Source organism: Streptomyces sp. NPDC001728 (assembly GCF_040297565.1).
Classification (GTDB): domain Bacteria; phylum Actinomycetota; class Actinomycetes; order Streptomycetales; family Streptomycetaceae; genus Streptomyces.
The window spans coordinates 421,271-439,483 of sequence record NZ_JBEOZK010000001.1; the positions used below are offsets into that span (position 1 = coordinate 421,271).

General features: G+C 69.5%; 23 protein-coding genes. 12 read left to right on the top strand and 11 right to left on the bottom strand.

Annotation, left to right across the window (positions count from 1 at the left end):
• Window positions 1-55: 55 nt before the first annotated feature.
• Window positions 56-370 (bottom strand): hypothetical protein, encoded by a 315-nt coding sequence (locus ABT154_RS01845; RefSeq protein ID WP_073908773.1) that lies wholly within the window; start codon window positions 368-370, stop codon window positions 56-58.
• Between the two features lie 285 nt (window positions 371-655).
• Here ABT154_RS01845 and rpsF point away from each other — a divergent pair, with 285 nt between their 5' ends.
• The 4 genes from rpsF to rplI all read left to right on the top strand — a co-directional run bounded on the left by rpsF (window position 656) and on the right by rplI (window position 2,377).
• The gene (rpsF, locus tag ABT154_RS01850) at window positions 656-946 is read left to right on the top strand and encodes a 30S ribosomal protein S6 (protein WP_015034882.1); all 291 of its coding nucleotides are present in this window, start codon (window positions 656-658) and stop codon (window positions 944-946) included.
• Window positions 947-1,020: 74 nt separating this feature from the next.
• Complete coding sequence (locus tag ABT154_RS01855; protein WP_351851565.1) at window positions 1,021-1,617, top strand: single-stranded DNA-binding protein; 597 nt, start codon at window positions 1,021-1,023, stop codon at window positions 1,615-1,617.
• A gap of 58 nt (window positions 1,618-1,675) precedes the next feature.
• Window positions 1,676-1,912: a 30S ribosomal protein S18 gene (gene rpsR / locus ABT154_RS01860; protein ID WP_003956534.1), complete on the top strand. Its 237-nt coding sequence runs from the start codon at window positions 1,676-1,678 to the stop codon at window positions 1,910-1,912.
• An 18-nt stretch (window positions 1,913-1,930) separates the two neighbouring features.
• Window positions 1,931-2,377 (top strand): 50S ribosomal protein L9, encoded by a 447-nt coding sequence (rplI, locus tag ABT154_RS01865; RefSeq protein WP_056565090.1) that lies wholly within the window; start codon window positions 1,931-1,933, stop codon window positions 2,375-2,377.
• Window positions 2,378-2,508: 131 nt separating this feature from the next.
• Here the strand turns inward: rplI and ABT154_RS01870 are convergent, their stop codons facing one another.
• Window positions 2,509-3,846, bottom strand: a complete 1,338-nt coding sequence (locus ABT154_RS01870) for an MATE family efflux transporter (protein WP_351851568.1) — start codon at window positions 3,844-3,846, stop codon at window positions 2,509-2,511.
• 422 nt (window positions 3,847-4,268) lie between these two features.
• On the opposite strand from ABT154_RS01870, the gene dnaB reads away from it, so the two are divergent.
• Window positions 4,269-5,750: a replicative DNA helicase gene (dnaB, locus tag ABT154_RS01875; protein ID WP_317875331.1), complete on the top strand. Its 1,482-nt coding sequence runs from the start codon at window positions 4,269-4,271 to the stop codon at window positions 5,748-5,750.
• Between the two features lie 29 nt (window positions 5,751-5,779).
• On the opposite strand, the gene ABT154_RS01880 is transcribed toward dnaB, so the two are convergent.
• Window positions 5,780-6,346 (bottom strand): dihydrofolate reductase family protein, encoded by a 567-nt coding sequence (locus ABT154_RS01880; RefSeq protein ID WP_351851571.1) that lies wholly within the window; start codon window positions 6,344-6,346, stop codon window positions 5,780-5,782.
• A 204-nt stretch (window positions 6,347-6,550) separates the two neighbouring features.
• Between ABT154_RS01880 and ABT154_RS01885 the strand changes: the two genes are divergently transcribed.
• Window positions 6,551-7,933: a serine hydrolase domain-containing protein gene (locus tag ABT154_RS01885; RefSeq protein ID WP_351851574.1), complete on the top strand. Its 1,383-nt coding sequence runs from the start codon at window positions 6,551-6,553 to the stop codon at window positions 7,931-7,933.
• A gap of 51 nt (window positions 7,934-7,984) precedes the next feature.
• Here ABT154_RS01885 and ABT154_RS01890 read toward each other — a convergent pair whose 3' ends face one another.
• The 3 genes from ABT154_RS01890 to ABT154_RS01900 form a co-directional block, all read right to left on the bottom strand.
• Complete coding sequence (locus ABT154_RS01890) at window positions 7,985-8,437, bottom strand: GNAT family N-acetyltransferase (RefSeq protein WP_351851576.1); 453 nt, start codon at window positions 8,435-8,437, stop codon at window positions 7,985-7,987.
• 30 nt (window positions 8,438-8,467) lie between these two features.
• Complete coding sequence (locus tag ABT154_RS01895) at window positions 8,468-8,926, bottom strand: MarR family winged helix-turn-helix transcriptional regulator (protein WP_351851579.1); 459 nt, start codon at window positions 8,924-8,926, stop codon at window positions 8,468-8,470.
• Between the two features lie 124 nt (window positions 8,927-9,050).
• The gene (locus ABT154_RS01900) at window positions 9,051-9,914 is read right to left on the bottom strand and encodes a GNAT family N-acetyltransferase (protein WP_351851582.1); all 864 of its coding nucleotides are present in this window, start codon (window positions 9,912-9,914) and stop codon (window positions 9,051-9,053) included.
• 98 nt (window positions 9,915-10,012) lie between these two features.
• Here ABT154_RS01900 and ABT154_RS01905 point away from each other — a divergent pair, with 98 nt between their 5' ends.
• Together ABT154_RS01905 and ABT154_RS01910 are read left to right on the top strand one after the other, a co-directional pair.
• Entirely contained in the window at window positions 10,013-10,666 is a 654-nt protein-coding gene (locus ABT154_RS01905) for an HAD family hydrolase (RefSeq protein WP_351852026.1), read from the top strand.
• Between the two features lie 106 nt (window positions 10,667-10,772).
• Window positions 10,773-12,179, top strand: a complete 1,407-nt coding sequence (locus ABT154_RS01910) for a globin domain-containing protein (RefSeq protein ID WP_351851585.1) — start codon at window positions 10,773-10,775, stop codon at window positions 12,177-12,179.
• On the opposite strand, the gene ABT154_RS01915 is transcribed toward ABT154_RS01910, so the two are convergent.
• The 5 genes from ABT154_RS01915 to ABT154_RS01935 form a co-directional block, all read right to left on the bottom strand.
• Window positions 12,122-12,601 carry an NUDIX domain-containing protein gene (locus ABT154_RS01915; protein ID WP_351851587.1) on the bottom strand — a complete coding sequence of 160 codons (480 nt, stop codon included), beginning with the start codon at window positions 12,599-12,601 and terminating at the stop codon, window positions 12,122-12,124. The genes ABT154_RS01910 and ABT154_RS01915 overlap by 58 nt on opposite strands.
• 35 nt (window positions 12,602-12,636) lie before the next feature.
• Window positions 12,637-13,533 carry a LysR family transcriptional regulator gene (locus ABT154_RS01920; RefSeq protein ID WP_351851590.1) on the bottom strand — a complete coding sequence of 299 codons (897 nt, stop codon included), beginning with the start codon at window positions 13,531-13,533 and terminating at the stop codon, window positions 12,637-12,639.
• Window positions 13,534-13,773: 240 nt separating this feature from the next.
• On the bottom strand, window positions 13,774-14,904 hold the full coding sequence (locus ABT154_RS01925; protein WP_502969426.1) for a cystathionine gamma-lyase: 1,131 nt from the start codon (window positions 14,902-14,904) through the stop codon (window positions 13,774-13,776).
• Window positions 14,905-14,909: 5 nt separating this feature from the next.
• On the bottom strand, window positions 14,910-15,401 hold the full coding sequence (locus ABT154_RS01930; RefSeq protein WP_351851595.1) for a low molecular weight protein-tyrosine-phosphatase: 492 nt from the start codon (window positions 15,399-15,401) through the stop codon (window positions 14,910-14,912).
• A gap of 9 nt (window positions 15,402-15,410) precedes the next feature.
• Entirely contained in the window at window positions 15,411-15,788 is a 378-nt protein-coding gene (locus ABT154_RS01935; protein WP_351851597.1) for a phage holin family protein, read from the bottom strand.
• Between the two features lie 51 nt (window positions 15,789-15,839).
• Between ABT154_RS01935 and ABT154_RS01940 the strand changes: the two genes are divergently transcribed.
• The 4 genes from ABT154_RS01940 (at window position 15,840) to ABT154_RS01955 (ending at window position 18,164) form a co-directional block, all read left to right on the top strand.
• On the top strand, window positions 15,840-16,157 hold the full coding sequence (locus ABT154_RS01940; protein WP_317876319.1) for a cupin domain-containing protein: 318 nt from the start codon (window positions 15,840-15,842) through the stop codon (window positions 16,155-16,157).
• Window positions 16,158-16,355: 198 nt separating this feature from the next.
• Window positions 16,356-16,574 (top strand): DUF5326 family protein, encoded by a 219-nt coding sequence (locus ABT154_RS01945; protein ID WP_351851599.1) that lies wholly within the window; start codon window positions 16,356-16,358, stop codon window positions 16,572-16,574.
• Between the two features lie 237 nt (window positions 16,575-16,811).
• A complete protein-coding gene (locus ABT154_RS01950) occupies window positions 16,812-17,582 on the top strand; it encodes an IclR family transcriptional regulator (protein WP_351851602.1) in 771 nt (256 codons plus the stop codon).
• 138 nt (window positions 17,583-17,720) lie between these two features.
• On the top strand, window positions 17,721-18,164 hold the full coding sequence (locus tag ABT154_RS01955; RefSeq protein WP_317876326.1) for an SsgA family sporulation/cell division regulator: 444 nt from the start codon (window positions 17,721-17,723) through the stop codon (window positions 18,162-18,164).
• Window positions 18,165-18,213 lie beyond the last annotated feature (49 nt).

Consider the following 18,213-nt stretch of genomic DNA (forward strand, 5'->3'; position numbering starts at 1 on the left):
ACTGTGACCGGGGAGCGCCCCGAATGGGCACGTACGCCCTGACGTGCCGCCCGGCTCAGCTGATGACACCGCCGAAGAGCCCGCCGTGCGCCATGCCGAGGTAGAAGCCGAACGCCGAGGCGCCGAGTCCGAGGATCAGCAGGAAGCGCTCGCGTGTCGTCACGGAGATGAACTGTCCGTAGGCACCGGTCAGGATGCCGATGAGGCCCGTCCAGGAACTCAGCAGGTGCAGGTTGTGGAACTGCGCGGTGACGAAGGCGATCACACCGAGGACCAGGGTCACTCCGACCAGGGCGTCCTGGATGGGGTGCGGTTTGCCGTCGGTGGCGAAGAGGGAGTGGCCGGGGTCGGGTCGCATTGCCTGTGCCATGGGGCACCTCCTGGCGTAGCTGCCGGAAGGCGGCGCATCGTAGCGCCGCCGACATCCGTTGTGTACAGATTGCGTCCCCTCACCGGAGAATTTCAACCGCAGGCCGATGTGCAGGTACTCTGTACGGTCTGCACCGGTGTCTGCCCTGGTCCGTACTGGATCCCGGCGGTGTCCCTCGTTCACCGAGGGGGACTGTCCGCGGTGGCGGCTACCGTTGCTAACGCATCACGACCCTCCTGCCACGGAACGACCGTGGCCGCTGAGTCCAAAGGAGGTGGGTTCCACATGCGTCACTACGAAGTGATGGTCATCCTCGACCCCGATCTCGAGGAGCGCGCTGTCTCCCCGCTGATCGAGAACTTCCTTTCCGTCGTCCGTGAGGGCAACGGAAAGGTCGAGAAGGTCGACACCTGGGGCCGTCGTCGTCTCGCCTACGAGATCAAGAAGAAGCCCGAGGGCATCTACTCGGTCATCGACCTGCAGGCCGAGCCTGCGGTCGTCAAGGAGCTCGACCGACAGCTCAACCTGAACGAGTCGGTCCTCCGGACCAAGGTCCTCCGTCCCGAGACCCACTGAGCTTCTAGCTCAGTGGTCATCGGGTTCGAGTAGCAGCAAAGCAGCCAGAAGCAATCCCGCCGAGAGGTACCCCCATGGCAGGCGAGACCGTCATCACGGTCGTCGGCAATCTTGTCGACGACCCCGAGCTGCGCTTCACCCCGTCCGGTGCGGCGGTCGCGAAGTTCCGTATCGCGTCCACCCCCCGCACCTTCGACCGTCAGACCAATGAGTGGAAGGACGGCGAAAGCCTCTTCCTCACCTGCTCGGTCTGGCGTCAGGCGGCGGAGAACGTCGCCGAGTCGCTTCAGCGAGGCATGCGCGTCGTCGTGCAGGGCCGGCTGAAGCAGCGGTCCTACGAGGACCGTGAGGGCGTCAAGCGCACGGTCTACGAGCTGGACGTCGAGGAAGTCGGCCCCAGCCTCAAGAACGCCACGGCCAAGGTCACCAAGACCACCGGTCGAGGCGGCCAGGGCGGCTACGGCGGCGGTGGCGGCGGCCAGCAGGCCGGCGGCGGTGGCAGCTGGGGTGGAAACTCCGGCGGTGGCCAGCAGGGTGGTGGCGGTGCTCCCGCCGACGACCCGTGGGCGACCGGCGGTTCCTCCTCCGGCGGCGGCCAGCAGCAGGGCGGCGGAGGCGGCTGGGGTGGAAACTCCAGCGGCGGCGGCTACTCGGACGAGCCCCCCTTCTAGGGCGCGAGCCCTCGAAGCAGCTCGTATCCCCACTTCTTGATCACACAGGAGAAACACCATGGCGAAGCCGCCTGTGCGCAAGCCTAAGAAGAAGGTCTGCGCGTTCTGCAAGGACAAGACCGTGTACGTGGACTACAAGGACACGAACATGCTGCGGAAGTTCATTTCCGACCGCGGCAAGATCCGTGCCCGCCGCGTGACCGGCAACTGCACGCAGCACCAGCGTGACGTCGCCACGGCCGTCAAGAACAGCCGTGAGATGGCGCTGCTGCCCTACACGTCCACCGCGCGATAAGGAAAGGGTGACCGACCAATGAAGATCATCCTGACCCACGAGGTTTCTGGCCTCGGTGCCGCTGGCGACGTCGTCGACGTCAAGGACGGCTACGCTCGCAACTACCTGGTCCCGCGTGGTTTCGCGATCCGCTGGACCAAGGGTGGCGAGAAGGACGTGGCGCAGATCCGCCGCGCCCGCAAGATCCACGAGATCGCGACCATCGAGCAGGCCAACGAGATCAAGGCCCAGCTCGAGGGTACGAAGGTGCGCCTGGCCGTTCGCTCCGGCGACGCCGGCCGTCTCTTCGGCTCCGTGACTCCGGCCGACATCGCCTCGGCGATCAAGTCCGCGGGTGGCCCCGACGTCGACAAGCGTCGCGTCGAGCTCGGTTCGCCGATCAAGACCCTTGGCTCGCACCAGGTCTCCGTGCGTCTGCACGCCGACGTGGCCGCGAAGCTCGGCGTCGAGATCGTCGCCGCGTAACGCTGCCCCTGGCAGTCTGCGCTCAGCAGTGAGGAAGGGCCGCACCCCTCGGGGTGCGGCCCTTCCGCTGTTGTCCGCCCTGTCCCGGGCGGCGCTGTTTCACGTGAAACGCCCTGTTTCACGTGAAACAGTCAGCAGGTGGCGCCCGTGACGATCCAGCGGCCGGAGCGGGAGCGCAGCCAGAGAGTGGCCATCCGGACCGTCATCATCAGCGTCATCGCCCACCAGAGCGCGGTCAGCCCGCCGCCGAGCACCGGGACCAGGAGGGCGACCGGAGCGAACACCGCCAGGGTCAGCAGCATCGCCCAGGCCAGGTACGGGCCGTCGCCCGCACCCATCAGGACGCCGTCGAGGACGAAGACGACCCCGGAGATCGGCTGCGAGACCGCGACCACGAGCAGGGCCGGGAGCAGGGTGTCCTGAACGGTGGTGTCGCCGGTGAAGAGTGGGACGAACAACGGACGGGCGACGATGAGCAGTGCGCCGAGCACCACTCCCGAGATCACGCCCCACTGGACCATCCGGCGGCAGACCTGGCGCGCGCCGTCGGCGTCGTCGGCGCCGAGGTACCGCCCGATGATGGCCTGGCCCGCGATGGCGATCGCGTCGAGGGCGAAGGCCATCAGGCTCCACAGGGACAGGATGATCTGGTGGGCCGCGACCTCCGTGTCACCCATCCGGGCAGCGACGGCCGTGGCGATCATCAGGACCGCGCGGAGCGAGAGCGTACGGACGAGGAGCGGGACACCGGCCTGCGCGGAGGCGCGGATGCCGGCCAGGTCGGGGCGGAGCGAGGCTCCGTGGCGCCGGGCACCGCGTACGACCACGACGAGGTAGGCGGCGGCCATGCCGTACTGGGCGATGACCGTGCCCCAGGCGGAGCCGGCGATGCCGAGGCCCGCCCCGTAGACGAGTCCGATGTTGAGGGCGCCGTTGGCCGCGAAGCCGGCGATGGCCACGTAGAGCGGTGTACGGGTGTTCTGGAGGCCGCGCAGGACGCCGGTGGCGGCCAGGACCACCAGCATCGCGGGGATGCCGAGGCTGGAGATCCGGAGGTAGGCGACCGCATGGGGGGAAGCGGTGTCGGATGCCCCGAAGAGGTCGACCAGCCAGGGCGAGGTCGGCAGGGTCAGTGCGACGACGGCGGCGCCGAGGAGGAGCGCGAGCCAGATGCCGTCCATGCCCTGTCGGATGGCTGCGGGGAGATCGCCCGCGCCGACGCGCCGGGAGACGGCGGCGGTGGTGGCGTAGGCGAGGAAGACGAAGACGCTCACGGCGGTGGACAACAGGGCGGCGGCGATCGCGAGACCCGCGAGTTGCGGCGTGCCGAGGTGGCCGACGATGGCACTGTCGACCATGAGGAAGAGAGGCTCGGCGACGAGAGCACCGAACGCCGGCAGGGCGAGGGAGACGATCTCGCGGTCGTGCTGTCGGCGGGTGGCCTTGGAGGTCGCGGGGGCCTGGGTCATGGGGTCAATCTAATCTTCCACAGGTAAGAGATGCAATGCATGTGCAGCCCTTACTTGTGGAGGGTAAGGGGCTTCGGGTGTGGGCCGTTTGTTCTGATCTTGGGCCAGGGTGAAAAGTTTTTCTCCCCCACAGCCCGTGGATGGGAAAACTGCAGGTCAGGCCGGTGGGGGTGAGGGGTCTATGAGTTTGTCCACATGGCTGTCCCCCGCTCCGTGCACAGGTTCCGGCAAGTTCTCCACAGCATTGGGGCCTTCACCCACAGGGCCTGTGGATAACCAGATTGGCTGACGCCCCTCGCGGGCCTACCGTGGTCCGGCGCCCAACGCGCCAGAAGCGGTCGCGAAGCCACTCGTTGATCAAGGCGTGGCGTAAGAAAGAGTGGCACGGCGAGGTCCGCTGAGCGGACGGGAAGAGGTGCTTGGTGAGCGTTCCCGAGCCGATGGACGACCCCTGGGCCGATGGCGGTCCCAGCGACCGGCTGCCCACTCGTACCCGAGGTGAAGGGCGCGGCCGTGGCCGCGGGCGCGACGACCAGCACGAGCGGGGCGGAGACGGTCCCTGGGACGGCGGGCTCTCCGGCTTCGAGCGGGTCCCTCCGCAGGACCTGGACGCCGAGCAGTCCGTACTCGGCGGCATGCTGCTCTCCAAGGACGCCATCGCGGACGTCGTGGAGATCATCAAGGGCAACGACTTCTACAAGCCCGCGCACGAGACCGTCTACGCCGCGATCCTCGACCTCTATGCCAAGGGCGAGCCGGCCGACCCGATCACGGTCGGCGCCGAGCTCACCAAGCGCGGCGAGATCTCCCGTGTCGGCGGTGCCTCGTACCTCCATACGCTGGTCCAGTCGGTGCCGACCGCGGCCAACGCCTCGTACTACGCGGAGATCGTCCACGAGCGGGCCGTGCTGCGGCGCCTCGTGGAGGCCGGCACCAAGATCACGCAGATGGGATACGCGGCCGACGGAGACGTCGACGAGATCGTGAACTCGGCGCAGGCCGAGATCTACGCGGTCACCGAGCAGCGCACCACCGAGGACTATCTGCCGCTCGGCGACATCATGGAGGGGGCGCTCGACGAGATCGAGGCGATCGGCTCCCGCAGCGGTGAGATGACCGGTGTGCCCACCGGCTTCACCGACCTCGACTCCCTCACCAACGGTCTCCACCCCGGCCAGATGATCATCATCGCGGCCCGTCCCGCCATGGGTAAGTCGACGCTGGCCCTGGACTTCGCACGGGCGGCGTCCATCAAGCACAACCTGCCCAGCGTCATCTTCTCCCTCGAGATGGGCCGCAACGAGATCGCGATGCGCCTGCTCTCGGCCGAGGCGAGGGTCGCGCTGCACCACATGCGTTCCGGCACGATGACCGACGAGGACTGGACCCGCCTCGCCCGCCGGATGCCGGACGTCTCCCAGGCCCCGCTCTACATCGACGACTCCCCGAACCTGTCGATGATGGAGATCCGTGCGAAGTGCCGCCGGCTCAAGCAGCGCAACGGCCTCAAGCTCGTGATCATCGACTATCTGCAGCTGATGCAGTCGGGTGGCTCGAAGCGGCAGGAGAGCCGCCAGCAAGAGGTCTCCGACATGTCGCGAAACCTGAAGCTCCTCGCCAAGGAGCTGGAACTGCCGGTCATCGCGCTCTCCCAGCTGAACCGTGGTCCCGAACAGCGCACCGACAAGAAGCCGATGGTCTCCGACCTGCGTGAGTCCGGCTCGATCGAGCAGGACGCGGACATGGTCATCCTGCTGCACCGCGAGGACGCGTACGAGAAGGAGTCACCCCGCGCGGGCGAGGCCGACATCATCGTCGGCAAGCACCGAAACGGCCCGACGGCCACGATCACCGTCGCCTTCCAGGGCCACTACTCCCGCTTCGTGGACATGGCCCAGACCTGACGCGCGCGTGTGAGGCAGCGGGAAGCTGCTCAGCGTCTCGGCTCGTACCTGGTCAGGACCACGCCGCCGGCGAGCGTGCGCGTCTCCAGCAGGTTGAGGTTCACCCAGCTGTCCAGCGCGGTGAAGAACGGCGTGCCGCCGCCGACCAGGACCGGATGGGTGGCGATCACGTACTCGTCGATCAGCCCGGCGCGCATGGCCGCCCCGGCGAGCGTTGCGCCGCCGATGCTCATGGGGCCGCCGTCCTCGGCCTTGAGTCGGGTGATCTCGGCGATCGCGTCGCCGGTGACCAGGCGGGCGTTCCAGTCGACCTTGTCGAGCGTCGAGGAGAACACCACCTTGGGCGTGTCCCGCCAGTTCCGCGCGAACTCGATCTCCGCCGGGGTGGCGTCGGGCTGCTGGTCGCCGGTCGGCCAGTAGGAGCTCATCGTCTCCCACAGCTTGCGCCCGTACAGCGACAGGCCACTGGCCTTGTCGTGGTTCAGCCACCACTGGAACAGCTCGTCGCTCGGCGGTCCGCTCCAGCCGATGTCGTCGCCGGCCGCGGCGATGTAGCCGTCCAGGGTCAGGTTCATGCCGTAGATCAGTTTCCGCATGGCCCAGCTTTCCGTCCGTGGGTGTCCGCCGTAGAGACCAGCGTGGCGCGCGAAACTCATCGGCGCGCGATCTGGGCTCGCCGGTGAGATCGGCGTGTCGCGAGCGGCGAGACCTACGGGGCTCGTAGCGGTCTGCTGCCTCACTCGGTCCGGTGGGGCTTCCCGTGGGAAGTTTTGGGTGGGGGATCGCGTTGGATGTGGTTCATGACTGCATCTTTTGACGGGCTGTTGCCGGGTACCGAGCGGGCGTTGGCTCATCGGGTTGCTGTTGCTCAGGCCGAGGGACGGGCGCCTTCGTTCGTGGGGGCCGTTGTTCGCGACGGGGCGATGGTGTGGAGCGGGGCGCGTAGCTGTGTGGACGGGCATGCGCCCGATGCCGATACGCAGTTCAGGATCGGGTCCATCACCAAGGCGTTCACCGCCGTGCTGGTGATGCGCCTGCGGGACGAAGGTCTGCTCGGGCTCGACGATCCACTGGAGCGGCACCTCAAGGGCACCGGCGTCGGCGAGGTGACGATCGCCCAACTCCTCGGCCACAGCGGTGGTCTCGCGGCCGAGACGCCCGGCGCGTGGTGGGAGCGCTCCTCCGCCGAGCTGCGGCCGGAGCTCTCCGACGTACTGGGGGAGCGTCCCTTCCTGCGGACGCCGGGGCGGAGCCATCACTACTCCAACCCCGGCTACACGCTGCTCGGTTCGCTGATCGAGGCCGCGCGCGGGGTGTCGTGGGAGGAGGCTCTGCGGAGCGAGATCCTGGAGCCGCTGGGGATGGGCCGGACGACCGCTCAGCCGGTCGCCCCGCACGCCGGCGGCTGGGCGGTGCACCCCTGGGCCGATGTGATGCTTCCCGAGCCCTCGGAGGATCTGGGGCTGATGGCCCCGGCTGGGCAGCTCTGGTCGACGGCGGAGGATCTCGGGCGGTTCGCCGCGTTCCTGGCGGCGGGTGACGAGCGGGTGCTCGCGCTGGCCTCCGTCGAGGAGATGCGTGTTCCGGCGGCCCCGGACGGCGAGGGCGAATGGGAGGGGAGCTACGGGCTCGGCCTCCAGCTGGTGCGCAGGGGCGGCCGGACCCTGATCGGTCACACGGGTTCGCTCCCGGGCTTCGTCGCCGCCCTGTGGGTGAGCGTCGAGGACGGTCTGGCTGCGGTCGCCCTCTCCAACGCCACCTCGGGGCCGCTGACGGGGGTCGTGGCCGCCGATCTCGTGGGGATCGTGGCGGAGGCAGAGCCGAGGCTCCCGGAGCCCTGGCGACCGCTTCCGGAGGTCGAGGTCGACGAGGAGCTGCTGTCCTTGGCGGGGCCCTGGTACTGGGGCACGTACGCCTACGGGCTCCGGATCGGTGCCGAGCGGGGCGTGGTGCTCGAACCCCTGCGGGGCGCCGGGCGGCGGGCCCGATTCCGGGCACTGCCCGAGGGCGGCTGGGTCGGGCTGAACGGCTACTACGAGGGGGAGACGCTCCGGGCCGTACGGCGTGCCGACGGCAGCGTGAGCCATCTCGACCTGGGCTCGTTCGTGTTCACCAGGGAGCCGTACGCACCCGCGGACGCGGTGCCGGGCGGCGTGGACGAAGCCGGCTGGCGCGGGCTCTGAGCCTGTTGGGTGGGTGTTTCACGTGAAACACCCACCCAGCGGAGCGGTGTCTCAGAGGCTCTTCTTGAAGCCCACATGGGAGGCCTCGAAGCCGAGGCGCTCGTAGAACCGGTGGGCATCCGTGCGGCTGGCGTCCGAGGTCAGCTGGACGAGCCGGCACCCCTGGCGCTCGGATTCCTCGACGGCCCACTCGATGAGCCGGGTCCCGAGGCCGCTGCCGCGCTCGTCGGCGTGGATGCGGACGCCCTCGATGATCGAGCGGGTGGTGCCCCGGCGGGAGAGGCCCGGGATCACGGTCAGCTGGAGGGTGCCGACGACCCGGCCCTCGCGGGCGGCCACGACGAGGTGCTGGTGGGGGTCGTTCGCGAGACGGTCGAAGGCCGTGAGGTACGGCGCGAGGTCGTCCGGGGATTCGCGCTGCGCGCCCAGGGGGTCGTCGGCGAGCATCGTGACGATGGCTGCGAGGTCCTCCGCGGTGGCGGGGCGTATCTCAAGATCACTCATGCCCCGCAGCGTACGCGCGGCCGGTGGCCGTCACACGGTGACGGGCTCGCCCTCCACGACGCGGACCAGCGGGGCCAGCTCCGGGTTCTTCGCGGCCTCGTCGAGGGCTTCGCGCAGCGCGCTGTCATTGGTGGGGCGGGCCTCGGCCAGGAGCTTCAGGCCGGCCTCGGTGACATCCGTGTAGATGCCGCGCCGGTCGGTGTCGCAGAGGTACCGGGTGAGCAGGCCCCGGTCTTCGAGCCGGGTGACGAGCCGGGTGGTGGCGCTCTGGCTGAGCACGACCGCGTCGGCGACCTGCTTCATCTGGAGGTGACCGCCCGGTCCGCTGTGCTGGCGGCTGAGGACGTCGAGGAGCGAGTACTCCCGCACGCTCAGACCGTGCCCGGTCTCCAGGGCGCGTTCGAGGTGCGCCTCGATCCTGCCGTGCAGCAGGCTGAGGGCGCACCAGCGCTGGGAGAGCGCGGTGAGTGCGGGGTCCGTCGCGGTCATGGTCTCTCCTCGGTCTCCCGTCGGCGCCGGAGTGGCTTCCTGGCCCAGGATAGACGATCTGGCGCAATAATGCGCGTCTGCAAGTAATTGTTCAGTGGAGGTGCTGCTCCGGCGCCGCCCCGGGTCAGCCGGCCGCGACCGTCAGCGGTGCGAAGCGGCGGACCCAGTCGCCCGGGAGGTCCGGGAGGGAGCGGATCATCACCGAGTTGAAGACGATCGACTCGACGCCGTTCTCCTTCAGCCAGCTCAGCAGCTCCGTGTGGCGCACGTCGATGTCCGTACGCAGCGGTCGGTCGCTCGCGGTCGCCAGCGAGGCGATCAGCGCCTGCGCGGTGGCCGGGTCGCGGGCGATCAGGGGCCCGATGACGTGGGTGTCCATGTTGGGCCAGGCCGCCGCGAAGCCGGTGATCTCGCCGTTCTCCTCCGCCACCCGCAGGTGGTCCGCGAACGCGGGGAGCCGGGTGATGACATGGGTGCGGTCGAGGCCGAAGACCTCGTGGTCGAGGCGCAGGATCGCCTGGATGTCCTCCGCCGTCGCCGCGCGGACCGGAACGGCCGGTGCGGGCGTGGCGAAGGTGAACCGGCCGCGCACCATCTCCGCCCGGCCGATCTGGGAGAAGCCGAGCTGTTCGTAGAGCGGCTGCCCGTTCGGCGTGGCGTGCAGGGTGAGCGGGGTGTCCCCGGCTTCCGCCAGGACGTGCTGCATGAGCCGGCGTCCCAGCCCTTGGCGTGCGTGGCGTTCGGCGACGAGCACCATGCCGATCGCCGCGAGGTCGGGGCCGTACGACGTGACGATGCAGGAGGCGGCCAGTCCCTGGCCGTCCGGGTCGTCGATGCCGTACCCGGTCCCCGCGGTGAGCAACAGTCCCCACTTGTGCTCCTCGCGCAGCCAGCCCCGGTTCTCGGAGAGGTCGGAGCAGGCGAGGAGGTCGTCCGAGGTGAGGCGCCGGACGGGGAGGTGCACGAGCGAAGAGGGGGAAGTCGGCATGGTTGCAGGCTGTCCGACGCGGTGATCATCCGTCCACCGCTTTACCGGATCTGGCCGATACCGGAGGGGCGTTGATTCCGCCCCATGGCATGGAGACGATGTTTCACGTGAAACCTCGAACGCGACGACTCCACCTCTTCGACCTCGACGGCACCCTGATCCGAGGATCGGCGGCCGCCGTGGAGATCTCCCGGCAGCTGGGTCTCGTCGATGAGATCGCCGCCCTGGAGGAGGGCTTCCTGCGCGGGCTCACCCCGGACGAGTTCGCCGTCCGGGCTCGCGCGCTCTGGGCGGAGCTCACCGTGGAGCAGGTCGCGGCGGCCTTCGAAGGGGCGCCGTGGCTGACCGGCATCCGTGAGGTCTGGGCCGATATCCGGGAGCGGGGCGACCGCTGTGCGGTCATCTCCCTCTCGCCCCACTTCTTCGTCGAGCGGCTGCTCGACTGGGGCGCGGACGCGGCGCACGGCTCGCGTTGGCCGGCCGTCCCCTTCACCGAGAAGATCCACCGCCCCTCCATCCTCGATGCGAGGGCGAAGGTGCGGATCGCGCGCGGGCTCTGCGAGGAGTACGGGGTCGACCCGGTCGACTGCGTCGCCTACGGGGACTCGATGTCCGACGCGGAACTCTTCGCGATCGTGCCGGAGACCGTGGCCGTGAACGCGGACCACCATCTCGCCGGGCTCTCCCTGCACAGCTACACCGGGGGCGATCTGCGCGAGGCCTACGCCCTCGTCCAAAACCGCGCAGCTTAACCAGAATCCCTGCCGTTTGGCCCGAGAACGCCGCTTTCCGTCCGAACCGGGGGCCGGAGGCCCCATGCTGCGACCACGGAAGTCGGCCAGCGCGAGGGCGAGGCACATGATGGACGCTCCGACCACCACGAGGGCAGCGGGGGCCGCGGACGGCCGCGAGCCCGGGTCGACGCACACGTACGAGCCTGGGGTGCCGGACGGGCAGACGACCCCGACGGACTGGCCGGCGTCCCCGGAGACCACGAACGAACCCCGGATATCCGGGGCGGCGCCCGCCACGACCGGTGGAGCGCCCGCCATCACCGGGCCGGCGTCCGCCACCACCAGCGCGGCGTCCGCCACCACCGCTGGACCGTCAGCCGATGCCGTGCTCGTCCGACGGACCCTGGAGGAGATCGCGCCGGTCGCCGACCGGGTGACCTCGTACTTCTACGCCCTGCTCTTCATCCGGAACCCCGAGCTGCGCGAGATGTTCCCCGTCGCCATGGACACCCAGCGGGACCGGCTTCTGAGTGCCCTCCTGACGGCGGCGGAGCATCTGGACGACGCCCCGGTGCTCGCCGCGTACCTGGAGAACCTCGGCCGGGGGCACCGTAAGTACGGCACCCGCTCCACCCACTACCCGGCCGTCGGCGAGGCCCTCATCGGGGCGCTCGTCCGCTACGCGTCGACGACCTGGGACCAGGAGACCGAGGCGGCCTGGGTGCGGACGTACACGAAGATCTCGCAGATCATGATCGACGCGGCGGCGGAGGACGAGCGGTCGGCGCCCGCCTGGTGGCACGCCGAGGTCGTCTCCCACGACCTGCGCACCTCCGACGTCGCCGTCGTCACGCTCCGCACCGACCAGCCGTATCCCTTCCTCGCGGGGCAGTACACGACGCTGGAGACCCCGTGGTGGCCGCGGATCTGGCGGCACTACTCCTTCGCCTCGGCGCCCCGGCCCGACGGGCTGCTCTCCCTCCATGTGAAGGCGGTTCCGGCCGGGTGGGTGTCCAACGCGCTGGTCCACCGAGCACGTCCGGGTGACGTGCTGCGGCTGGGCCCGCCGGCCGGCTCCATGACGGTCGACCACGCCACGGACACCGGGCTGCTCTGCGTGGGCGGCGGCACCGGGATAGCGCCGATCAAGGCGCTGGTCGAGGACGTCGCCGAGCACGGGGACCGGCGCCCCGTCGACGTGTTCTACGGGGCGCGCAGCGGCCATGACCTCTACGACATGGACACCATGCTGCGGCTGCAGAGGACCTTCCCGTGGCTCTCGGTCCATCCGGTCACCGAGGAGCAGGGCCGGCTTCCGGAGGCGGTGTGCAGCCTGGGCCCCTGGGACGAACGCGACGCCTATCTGTCGGGGCCGCTCGGCATGGTCCGCCGTGGTGTGGACGCGCTGCGGGGAGCGGGGGTCCCCGTGGAGCGCATCCGGCACGACTTCCTCGCGGAGCTCACCCCGGCCGATCAGCCCAGGTCGGGGGCGTGCATCGCCCGGACGCCCTCGATGTTGCCGTCGAGGTAGTGGCGCAGGGAGAGGGGGACGAGGTGCACGGCCGCGATACCGATCCGGCTGAACGGGATCCGGACGATCTCGTACTCGCCGACCGGTTCCTCCATCTCGGGTCCGTGGCGCAGCGAGGTGTCCATGGAGTCGAGCCGGCACACGAAGAAGTGCTGGACCTTCACCCCGGAGACCCCGCCGTCGACGATGTGCTCGACGGTGTCGACGAAGCAGGGCACCACATCGGTGATCTTGGCGCCGAGCTCCTCGTGCACCTCGCGGTGCAGGGCCTCGACGACGGTGCTGTCGGAGGGTTCCACGCCGCCGCCGGGCGTGAGCCAGTAGGGATCCATCCCCGGCTTGGTGCGTTTGATGAGGACGAGGTCGTCGCCGTCGAGGAGGATGGCGCGTGCGGTGCGCTTGATCACGGGCCGTTCGTTCATGGGAAGAAAATGGCCCGTTCAGGGTGTCCTGAAACTCACCAGTCCCCGGCGGCCCGCAGGAGGCGCTCATGAGCCTTCGCGAGGAGCGACAGCGCGAGCGTCCCCGTCCGCGCGACCAGGAAGTACGTCCGCAGCGGAGGGACCGGAGGGTCGAGCAGCGCCACGAGCCGCCCCTGTGCCAGGGCCTCCTCGCAGAGGTAACGGGGCAGCACGGCGAGCCCGGCGCCCGAGGCGGCGGACTCGCGTACGGCCCGCAGGTCAGGAGCTATGACGGTGGCGGACACCGCCGGCTTGGTCTCGAAGACGCTCGCCCAGTAGCGGGCGACGAACGGCAGCGACTCGTGCACCTCGACCACCGGAAGCTGTTCGAGGACCACCGCGCCCTTGTCGAGGAGCACGTCGGGGGTGAGGCGGGCCGCCCAGCGGGGGGCGGCGACCAGGACGTACTCCTCGTCGCAGAGCGGGGTGGCGACGAGCAGACCGCCGCGCGGGCGGGCGGTGGCGACGGCCAGGTCGTGGTGGCCGGCGGCGAGACCGTCGAGGATCTCCGCCGTGTTCCCGAGGAAGGACGCCCGTACGGCGAGACCCTGCTCGACCAGCGGGGTCAGGGCGGGCAGCACGCGGAGCGCGGTGAACTCCGGAGGCCCGGCGACGTGGAGGGTACGGACGCCGCTCTCCCCGTCGAGGCCGGTGTCGGCGATCTCGACGAGGGCGTCCAGGTGGGGAGCGGCCCGATGGGCGAGCTCGTCGCCGACGGTGGTCGGTGTGACCCCGCGGGCCTGTCTGAGGAAGAGCGGCCGGCCGAGCTGCCGTTCCAGGGTCCTGATCTGGCTGGTGACGGCCGGCTGGGAGAGCCCGAGGAGCGCGGCGGCGCGGGTGAAGGAGCCGGCCCGGTGCACCGTGACGAACGTGCGCAGCAGGGCCAGATCCATGTCCGCCCCCTCCCGGCCGTGCGGCCGTTCGACTCAGGCGGTCGGCTGACTGCGCCTCAGGACCGTCCAACTATAAATAAGTCGATAGGTCTCTGTCGCTACCGTGATTGGACACTGACGCACAGTCAACTAGCCTTGCTCAGGCGGTCTCCGCGCGTGGGAACGAGGGCGTTCCGAGCCACGAGGGGGGAGGCTCGGAGCGCCCCGTTCCGTGCGCCCGACGGGCGGCGGGGTGCCGTCTCAGGCGGCTCCCCCGGCCTCGTCGAGCGCCCCCAGCACATCGGCGATCAGGTCCTCAGGGTCCTCGGCGCCCACCGAGAAGCGGATGAAACCCTCCGCGACCGCGTCACCGCCCCAGCGCCCGCGCCGCTCCGCCGTGGAACGCACACCGCCGAAACTGGTGGCCTCGTCCACGAGCCGCAGCGCGTCGAGGAACCGCTCCGCCCGCTCACGGCCGGCCAGTTCGAAGGAGACCACCGGCCCGAAGCGCCGCATCTGCCGGGCGGCCACCGCGTGCGAGGGATCGTCGGGCAGTCCCGGGTATCGCAGCCCGGTCACGTCCGCGCGCCCGGCGAGCGTCCGCGCGAGCGCGAGCGCCGTGGAGCACTGCCGGTCGATCCGCAGCTGGAGCGTGGCGAGCGAACGGTGCGCGAGCCAGGCCTCCATGGGTCCGGGGATGGCGCCGACGACCTTGCGCCACCGCCGTACCTCCGCCGCGCGCTCGGGATCACGGCAGCTGACGTGACCGAGCAGGATGTCCCCGTGCCCGGTCATGCCCTTGGTGTCGCTGGCGACGGAGAAGTCCGCGCCCAGATCGAGCGGTCGCTGTCCGAGCGGGGTGGCGAGGGTGTTGTCGACGGCCACGAGCGCCCCCGCGGCACGGGCCTCGGCCACCAGCCGGCGGATGTCGCAGACGTCGAGCCCGGGGTTGGACGGGGTCTCGATCCACAGCAGCTTGGCCCCGGCGAGCACGGCGAGCTGGCCGTCGCCACCGGTCGGCGCGGTGCGGACCCCGATGCCGTACGCCCGCAGTTGCTCGTGCAGCAGCGACAGGGCCTGGTAGCCGTCGGAGGGCAGTACCACCGCGTCGCCCGCCCTCAGCTGGGAGAAGAGGACGGCGGAGATCGCGGCCATGCCGGAGGCGAAGACCAGCGTCTCGACGCCCTGCTCCCCCGGCGCCTCCAGCTCGCCGATCGCCCGCTCCAGGTGGGTCCAGGTCGGGTTCTCGTCGCGGCCGTAGGTGTACGGCCCGGTCGGCTCGCCCGGCAGGTGGAAGTGCGCGGCGAAGACCGGCCCCGGCAGGGTCGGCTCGTACTTCACCGGCTCGGGAAGTCCGGCCCGCACGGCACGCGTGCCGTCGCCGATGTCCATGTCGCTCACGGTGTCCGGTCCTCCAGTTCCAGGCGTACGGCCGCGAGCAGTCCTCCGCTCGCGGCTTCCACCATGTCGAGGCACTCCTCGAAGCCCCGGCGGTCCCCGTAGTACGGGTCCGGGACGTCGAGCGCGTCCCCGGCGGCGGGGTCGTAGGAGCGCAGCAGTCGTATCCGCGCCGCTTCCTCGGGGGTGCGGGCGAGCGCGCGGAGTTCCCGCAGGTGCCCTTCGTCCAGCGCGATCACCAGGTCCAGGTCCGGGAACCAGGAGGCCCGGAACCGGCGTGCGGTGTGCGCGGAGGTATAGCCGTTCTCGTCGAGGACGGAGACGGTACGGGGGTCGGCGGCGTCGCCCTCGTGCCAGCCGCCGGTGCCGGCGCTGTCGACCTCCACCACATCGCCGAGGCCGGCGTCCTCCACATGTCTGCGGAACACGTGCTCGGCCATCGGCGAGCGGCAGATGTTGCCCGTGCAGACGAAACAGACGCGATAGGTCACCGGCCGCACTCAGTCACTGTCGGGGAGCACGACGTTCAGTGCCCAGGACACCACGGAGATGATCAGGCCGCCGAGGACGGCGGTCCAGAAGCCCTCCACGTGGAAGCTGAGGTTGAACTGCTCGGCCAGCCACGAGGTGAGCAACAGCATCAGGGCGTTGACCACCAGGGTGATCAGGCCGAGGGTCAGAATGAAGAGAGGAAGTGTCAGAAGCTTGACGACCGGCTTGACCAGGACGTTCACGAGCCCGAAGACCAGGGCGACGAGAATGAGGGTCAGGGCCTTCTTGCCGGTGCTTTCACCGGTCAGAGTGATGTCCTCGAGGAGCCAGATGGCGACCCCGAGGGCGCCCGCGTTGGCGAGAGTCTTGACTAGAAAATTCATCATGTGTCTGATCGTGACAGACACGATCGGGCCGACGGCAGGGGCTGACAGGCGATGAAGGCATTCCGACTGGACGAACTGGAAGCGGAACGTGCCGCGAACCAGGGCGCGTACCTCCAGTTCCTGCGTGAGCGGAACATGTCGGTGGGCCTGTACGCGCTGGACGCCGGGGAGCTCGACCCGCAGCAGCCGCACCGCCAGGACGAGGTGTACTTCGTGGTGAGCGGCCGGGCGGCGATCACAGTGGGGACGGAGACGACGCAGGTGGCGCGGGGCAGCGTGGTCTATGTGCCGGCGGGGGAGGAGCACAGATTCCACCACATCAGCGAGGACCTGCGGGTGATGGTGGTCTTCTCGCCGCCGGAGGCGTGAGGCTCCGGGGAGGTCCACGAATCCTGACGCCCCGGGCGGGCCCCTGAGGCCCGATGCTCCGGGAGGTCCTGAGCCCCTAGGGGTCGGATCAGGGGAGAGCGGGGGCCGCAGGGCCCCCATGGGTCACGTCCGGACCCTAGGCTTGGAGGTGTTCGACGCGGAGTGCGTGGAACGGATCTTCGAGAGCGAGGCAGGACGATGGCCGTACAGCAGATTCTCGCGGGGCTGCCCTGGTGGGTGAAGTGGGTCGCCATACCGGCCCTCGCCCTGCTCGTCTTCGGCGGACTGATCACCAGCGTCCTGGCTTTCGTGGTCGGGCTGCTCTTCAAGGTGCTGCTGTTCGTGGCCCTCGTCGCCGGACTGGTCTACGTCGTAAGGAAGTTCAGCTCCTCGGACCACTCGCGAGAGGACTGGTAGCACAAGCTACTGATCGGTATGAAGCCGACGGAGGGGATTAGCCCGGCCGGGGGAACGCGCTGGTCGAATCAGAGCATCGGCCCAGGGGCTGCCACTAGAGTGGAATCTCTCCGCCGTGTTGGGGACTACAGACGTAGACCTCCCTACTGACCAGCGGTTTCCCAGGCCCGGCGGGCGCGCGGGGGCGGCCCCCGCGGGCGGGTGCGATGCATCCGTCGTCACGCCTGGGGGTGACCTTTGGCCACGGCTACGCAGACGGCTGCGCCAACCCTGATCGGCTCGGTGCAGCGTGCGCTGAGACTTCTGGAGGCCGTGGCCTCCCATCCGGAAGGCGCCCCGGCCAAACAGCTCGCCCGTGAGACGGGCCTTCCGCTGCCCACCACGTACCACCTGCTCCGCACCCTGACGCACGAGGGCTATCTGCGCCGCGAGAAGGGCGTGTTCGTGCTGGGTGAGGCCGCCGTCCGACTGGCCGGCGGCGAAGCTGTGCAGAATCGTCGCATCAAGATCGAAGACTCCCTTGCCCGTTGGCGGGACGAGATCGGTGTGCCGGTCTACTTCGCCCTCTACCGCGAGGGCGAGATCGAGCTCGTCGCCGTCGCCGACACCCCTTCCGCCCCCGCAGTGGAGGAATGGGCCGACTTCCGCGAGACCGGGCACGCCCATGCGATCGGGCAATGTCTGCTGAGTCAACTCGATCTGAAATCTCGTCAAGACCACCTCGACCGGCATCCGGTCGAAGCCATCACCCCGTATACGGTGCGTAACCGCCATGTCCTTTTGGATCGTTTGGGCGGTTTGGGGCGAATGGAGCCCCTGGTGGAGCGTCAGGAATATGCGCTCGGCACGGTCTGCGCCGCGATCCCCATCACCGCGGGCTCCGTGGCGGCCGCAATGGCGATTTCCCTCCCTCTTCACCAGGAAGAACGGTTGCTCCCAGCAGTTGAGCGGCTACGTACGGAGATCGGAAGGCTCTTCGGGTCGTTCGCGTTCTCTATCAGTATCTGAAAAATCACTCCTTGTGATCTGCTAGCGCTTACAGCACGATTGCGTCAAGAGGGCCACGGGGGATCATTCCTGGCCGTTTCGGTCACAGCTTTCAGCAGCTGTGTTTACACAACTGCTTCATCTACTGCGGGGTACATGATGCGAGAGTCGGTTCAGGCCGAGGTCCTGATGAGCTTCCTCGTCTCCGAGGAGCTCTCCTTCAAGATCCCTGTCGAGCTGCGATATGAGACCCGGGATCCCTACGCGGTGCGGATGACCTTCCACCTCCCCGGGGACGCGCCGGTGACCTGGGCGTTCGGCAGGGAACTGCTGCTCGACGGGATCAACAGGCCGAGCGGGGACGGCGATGTGCACATCGCCCCGACGGAGCCCGAGGGGCTCTCGGACGTCTCCATCCGGCTCCAGGTCGGCGGCGACCGCGCCCTGTTCCGGGCCAGCGCACCGCCGCTCGTCGCCTTCCTCGACCGAACGGACAAGCTCGTTCCGCTCGGTCAGGAACGGACACTCGGCGACTTCGAAGATCACCTGGAGGCTGCGCTGGGCCGGATTCTGGCCGAGGAGAACGCCGGGCCGGCCGCCTGACGCCGCCCGTCCCGGCTGCGTGCCCCGGCCGCCTGACGCTGCCGACCCG

What these genes read in the sequence shown, in the direction of transcription:
- ABT154_RS01845 (WP_073908773.1), bottom strand. Translation starts at nt 370, where the DNA reads ATGGCACAGGCAATGCGACCCGACCCCGGCCACTCCCTCTTCGCCACC.
- rpsF (WP_015034882.1), top strand. Translation starts at nt 656, where the DNA reads ATGCGTCACTACGAAGTGATGGTCATCCTCGACCCCGATCTCGAGGAG.
- ABT154_RS01855 (WP_351851565.1), top strand. Translation starts at nt 1,021, where the DNA reads ATGGCAGGCGAGACCGTCATCACGGTCGTCGGCAATCTTGTCGACGAC.
- rpsR (WP_003956534.1), top strand. Translation starts at nt 1,676, where the DNA reads ATGGCGAAGCCGCCTGTGCGCAAGCCTAAGAAGAAGGTCTGCGCGTTC.
- rplI (WP_056565090.1), top strand. Translation starts at nt 1,931, where the DNA reads ATGAAGATCATCCTGACCCACGAGGTTTCTGGCCTCGGTGCCGCTGGC.
- ABT154_RS01870 (WP_351851568.1), bottom strand. Translation starts at nt 3,846, where the DNA reads ATGACCCAGGCCCCCGCGACCTCCAAGGCCACCCGCCGACAGCACGAC.
- ABT154_RS01880 (WP_351851571.1), bottom strand. Translation starts at nt 6,346, where the DNA reads ATGCGGAAACTGATCTACGGCATGAACCTGACCCTGGACGGCTACATC.
- ABT154_RS01885 (WP_351851574.1), top strand. Translation starts at nt 6,551, where the DNA reads ATGACTGCATCTTTTGACGGGCTGTTGCCGGGTACCGAGCGGGCGTTG.
- ABT154_RS01890 (WP_351851576.1), bottom strand. Translation starts at nt 8,437, where the DNA reads ATGAGTGATCTTGAGATACGCCCCGCCACCGCGGAGGACCTCGCAGCC.
- ABT154_RS01895 (WP_351851579.1), bottom strand. Translation starts at nt 8,926, where the DNA reads ATGACCGCGACGGACCCCGCACTCACCGCGCTCTCCCAGCGCTGGTGC.
- ABT154_RS01900 (WP_351851582.1), bottom strand. Translation starts at nt 9,914, where the DNA reads ATGCCGACTTCCCCCTCTTCGCTCGTGCACCTCCCCGTCCGGCGCCTC.
- ABT154_RS01905 (WP_351852026.1), top strand. Translation starts at nt 10,013, where the DNA reads ATGTTTCACGTGAAACCTCGAACGCGACGACTCCACCTCTTCGACCTC.
- ABT154_RS01910 (WP_351851585.1), top strand. Translation starts at nt 10,773, where the DNA reads ATGATGGACGCTCCGACCACCACGAGGGCAGCGGGGGCCGCGGACGGC.
- ABT154_RS01915 (WP_351851587.1), bottom strand. Translation starts at nt 12,601, where the DNA reads ATGAACGAACGGCCCGTGATCAAGCGCACCGCACGCGCCATCCTCCTC.
- ABT154_RS01920 (WP_351851590.1), bottom strand. Translation starts at nt 13,533, where the DNA reads ATGGATCTGGCCCTGCTGCGCACGTTCGTCACGGTGCACCGGGCCGGC.
- ABT154_RS01925 (WP_502969426.1), bottom strand. Translation starts at nt 14,904, where the DNA reads ATGGACATCGGCGACGGCACGCGTGCCGTGCGGGCCGGACTTCCCGAG.
- ABT154_RS01935 (WP_351851597.1), bottom strand. Translation starts at nt 15,788, where the DNA reads ATGATGAATTTTCTAGTCAAGACTCTCGCCAACGCGGGCGCCCTCGGG.
- ABT154_RS01940 (WP_317876319.1), top strand. Translation starts at nt 15,840, where the DNA reads ATGAAGGCATTCCGACTGGACGAACTGGAAGCGGAACGTGCCGCGAAC.
- ABT154_RS01945 (WP_351851599.1), top strand. Translation starts at nt 16,356, where the DNA reads ATGGCCGTACAGCAGATTCTCGCGGGGCTGCCCTGGTGGGTGAAGTGG.
- ABT154_RS01955 (WP_317876326.1), top strand. Translation starts at nt 17,721, where the DNA reads ATGCGAGAGTCGGTTCAGGCCGAGGTCCTGATGAGCTTCCTCGTCTCC.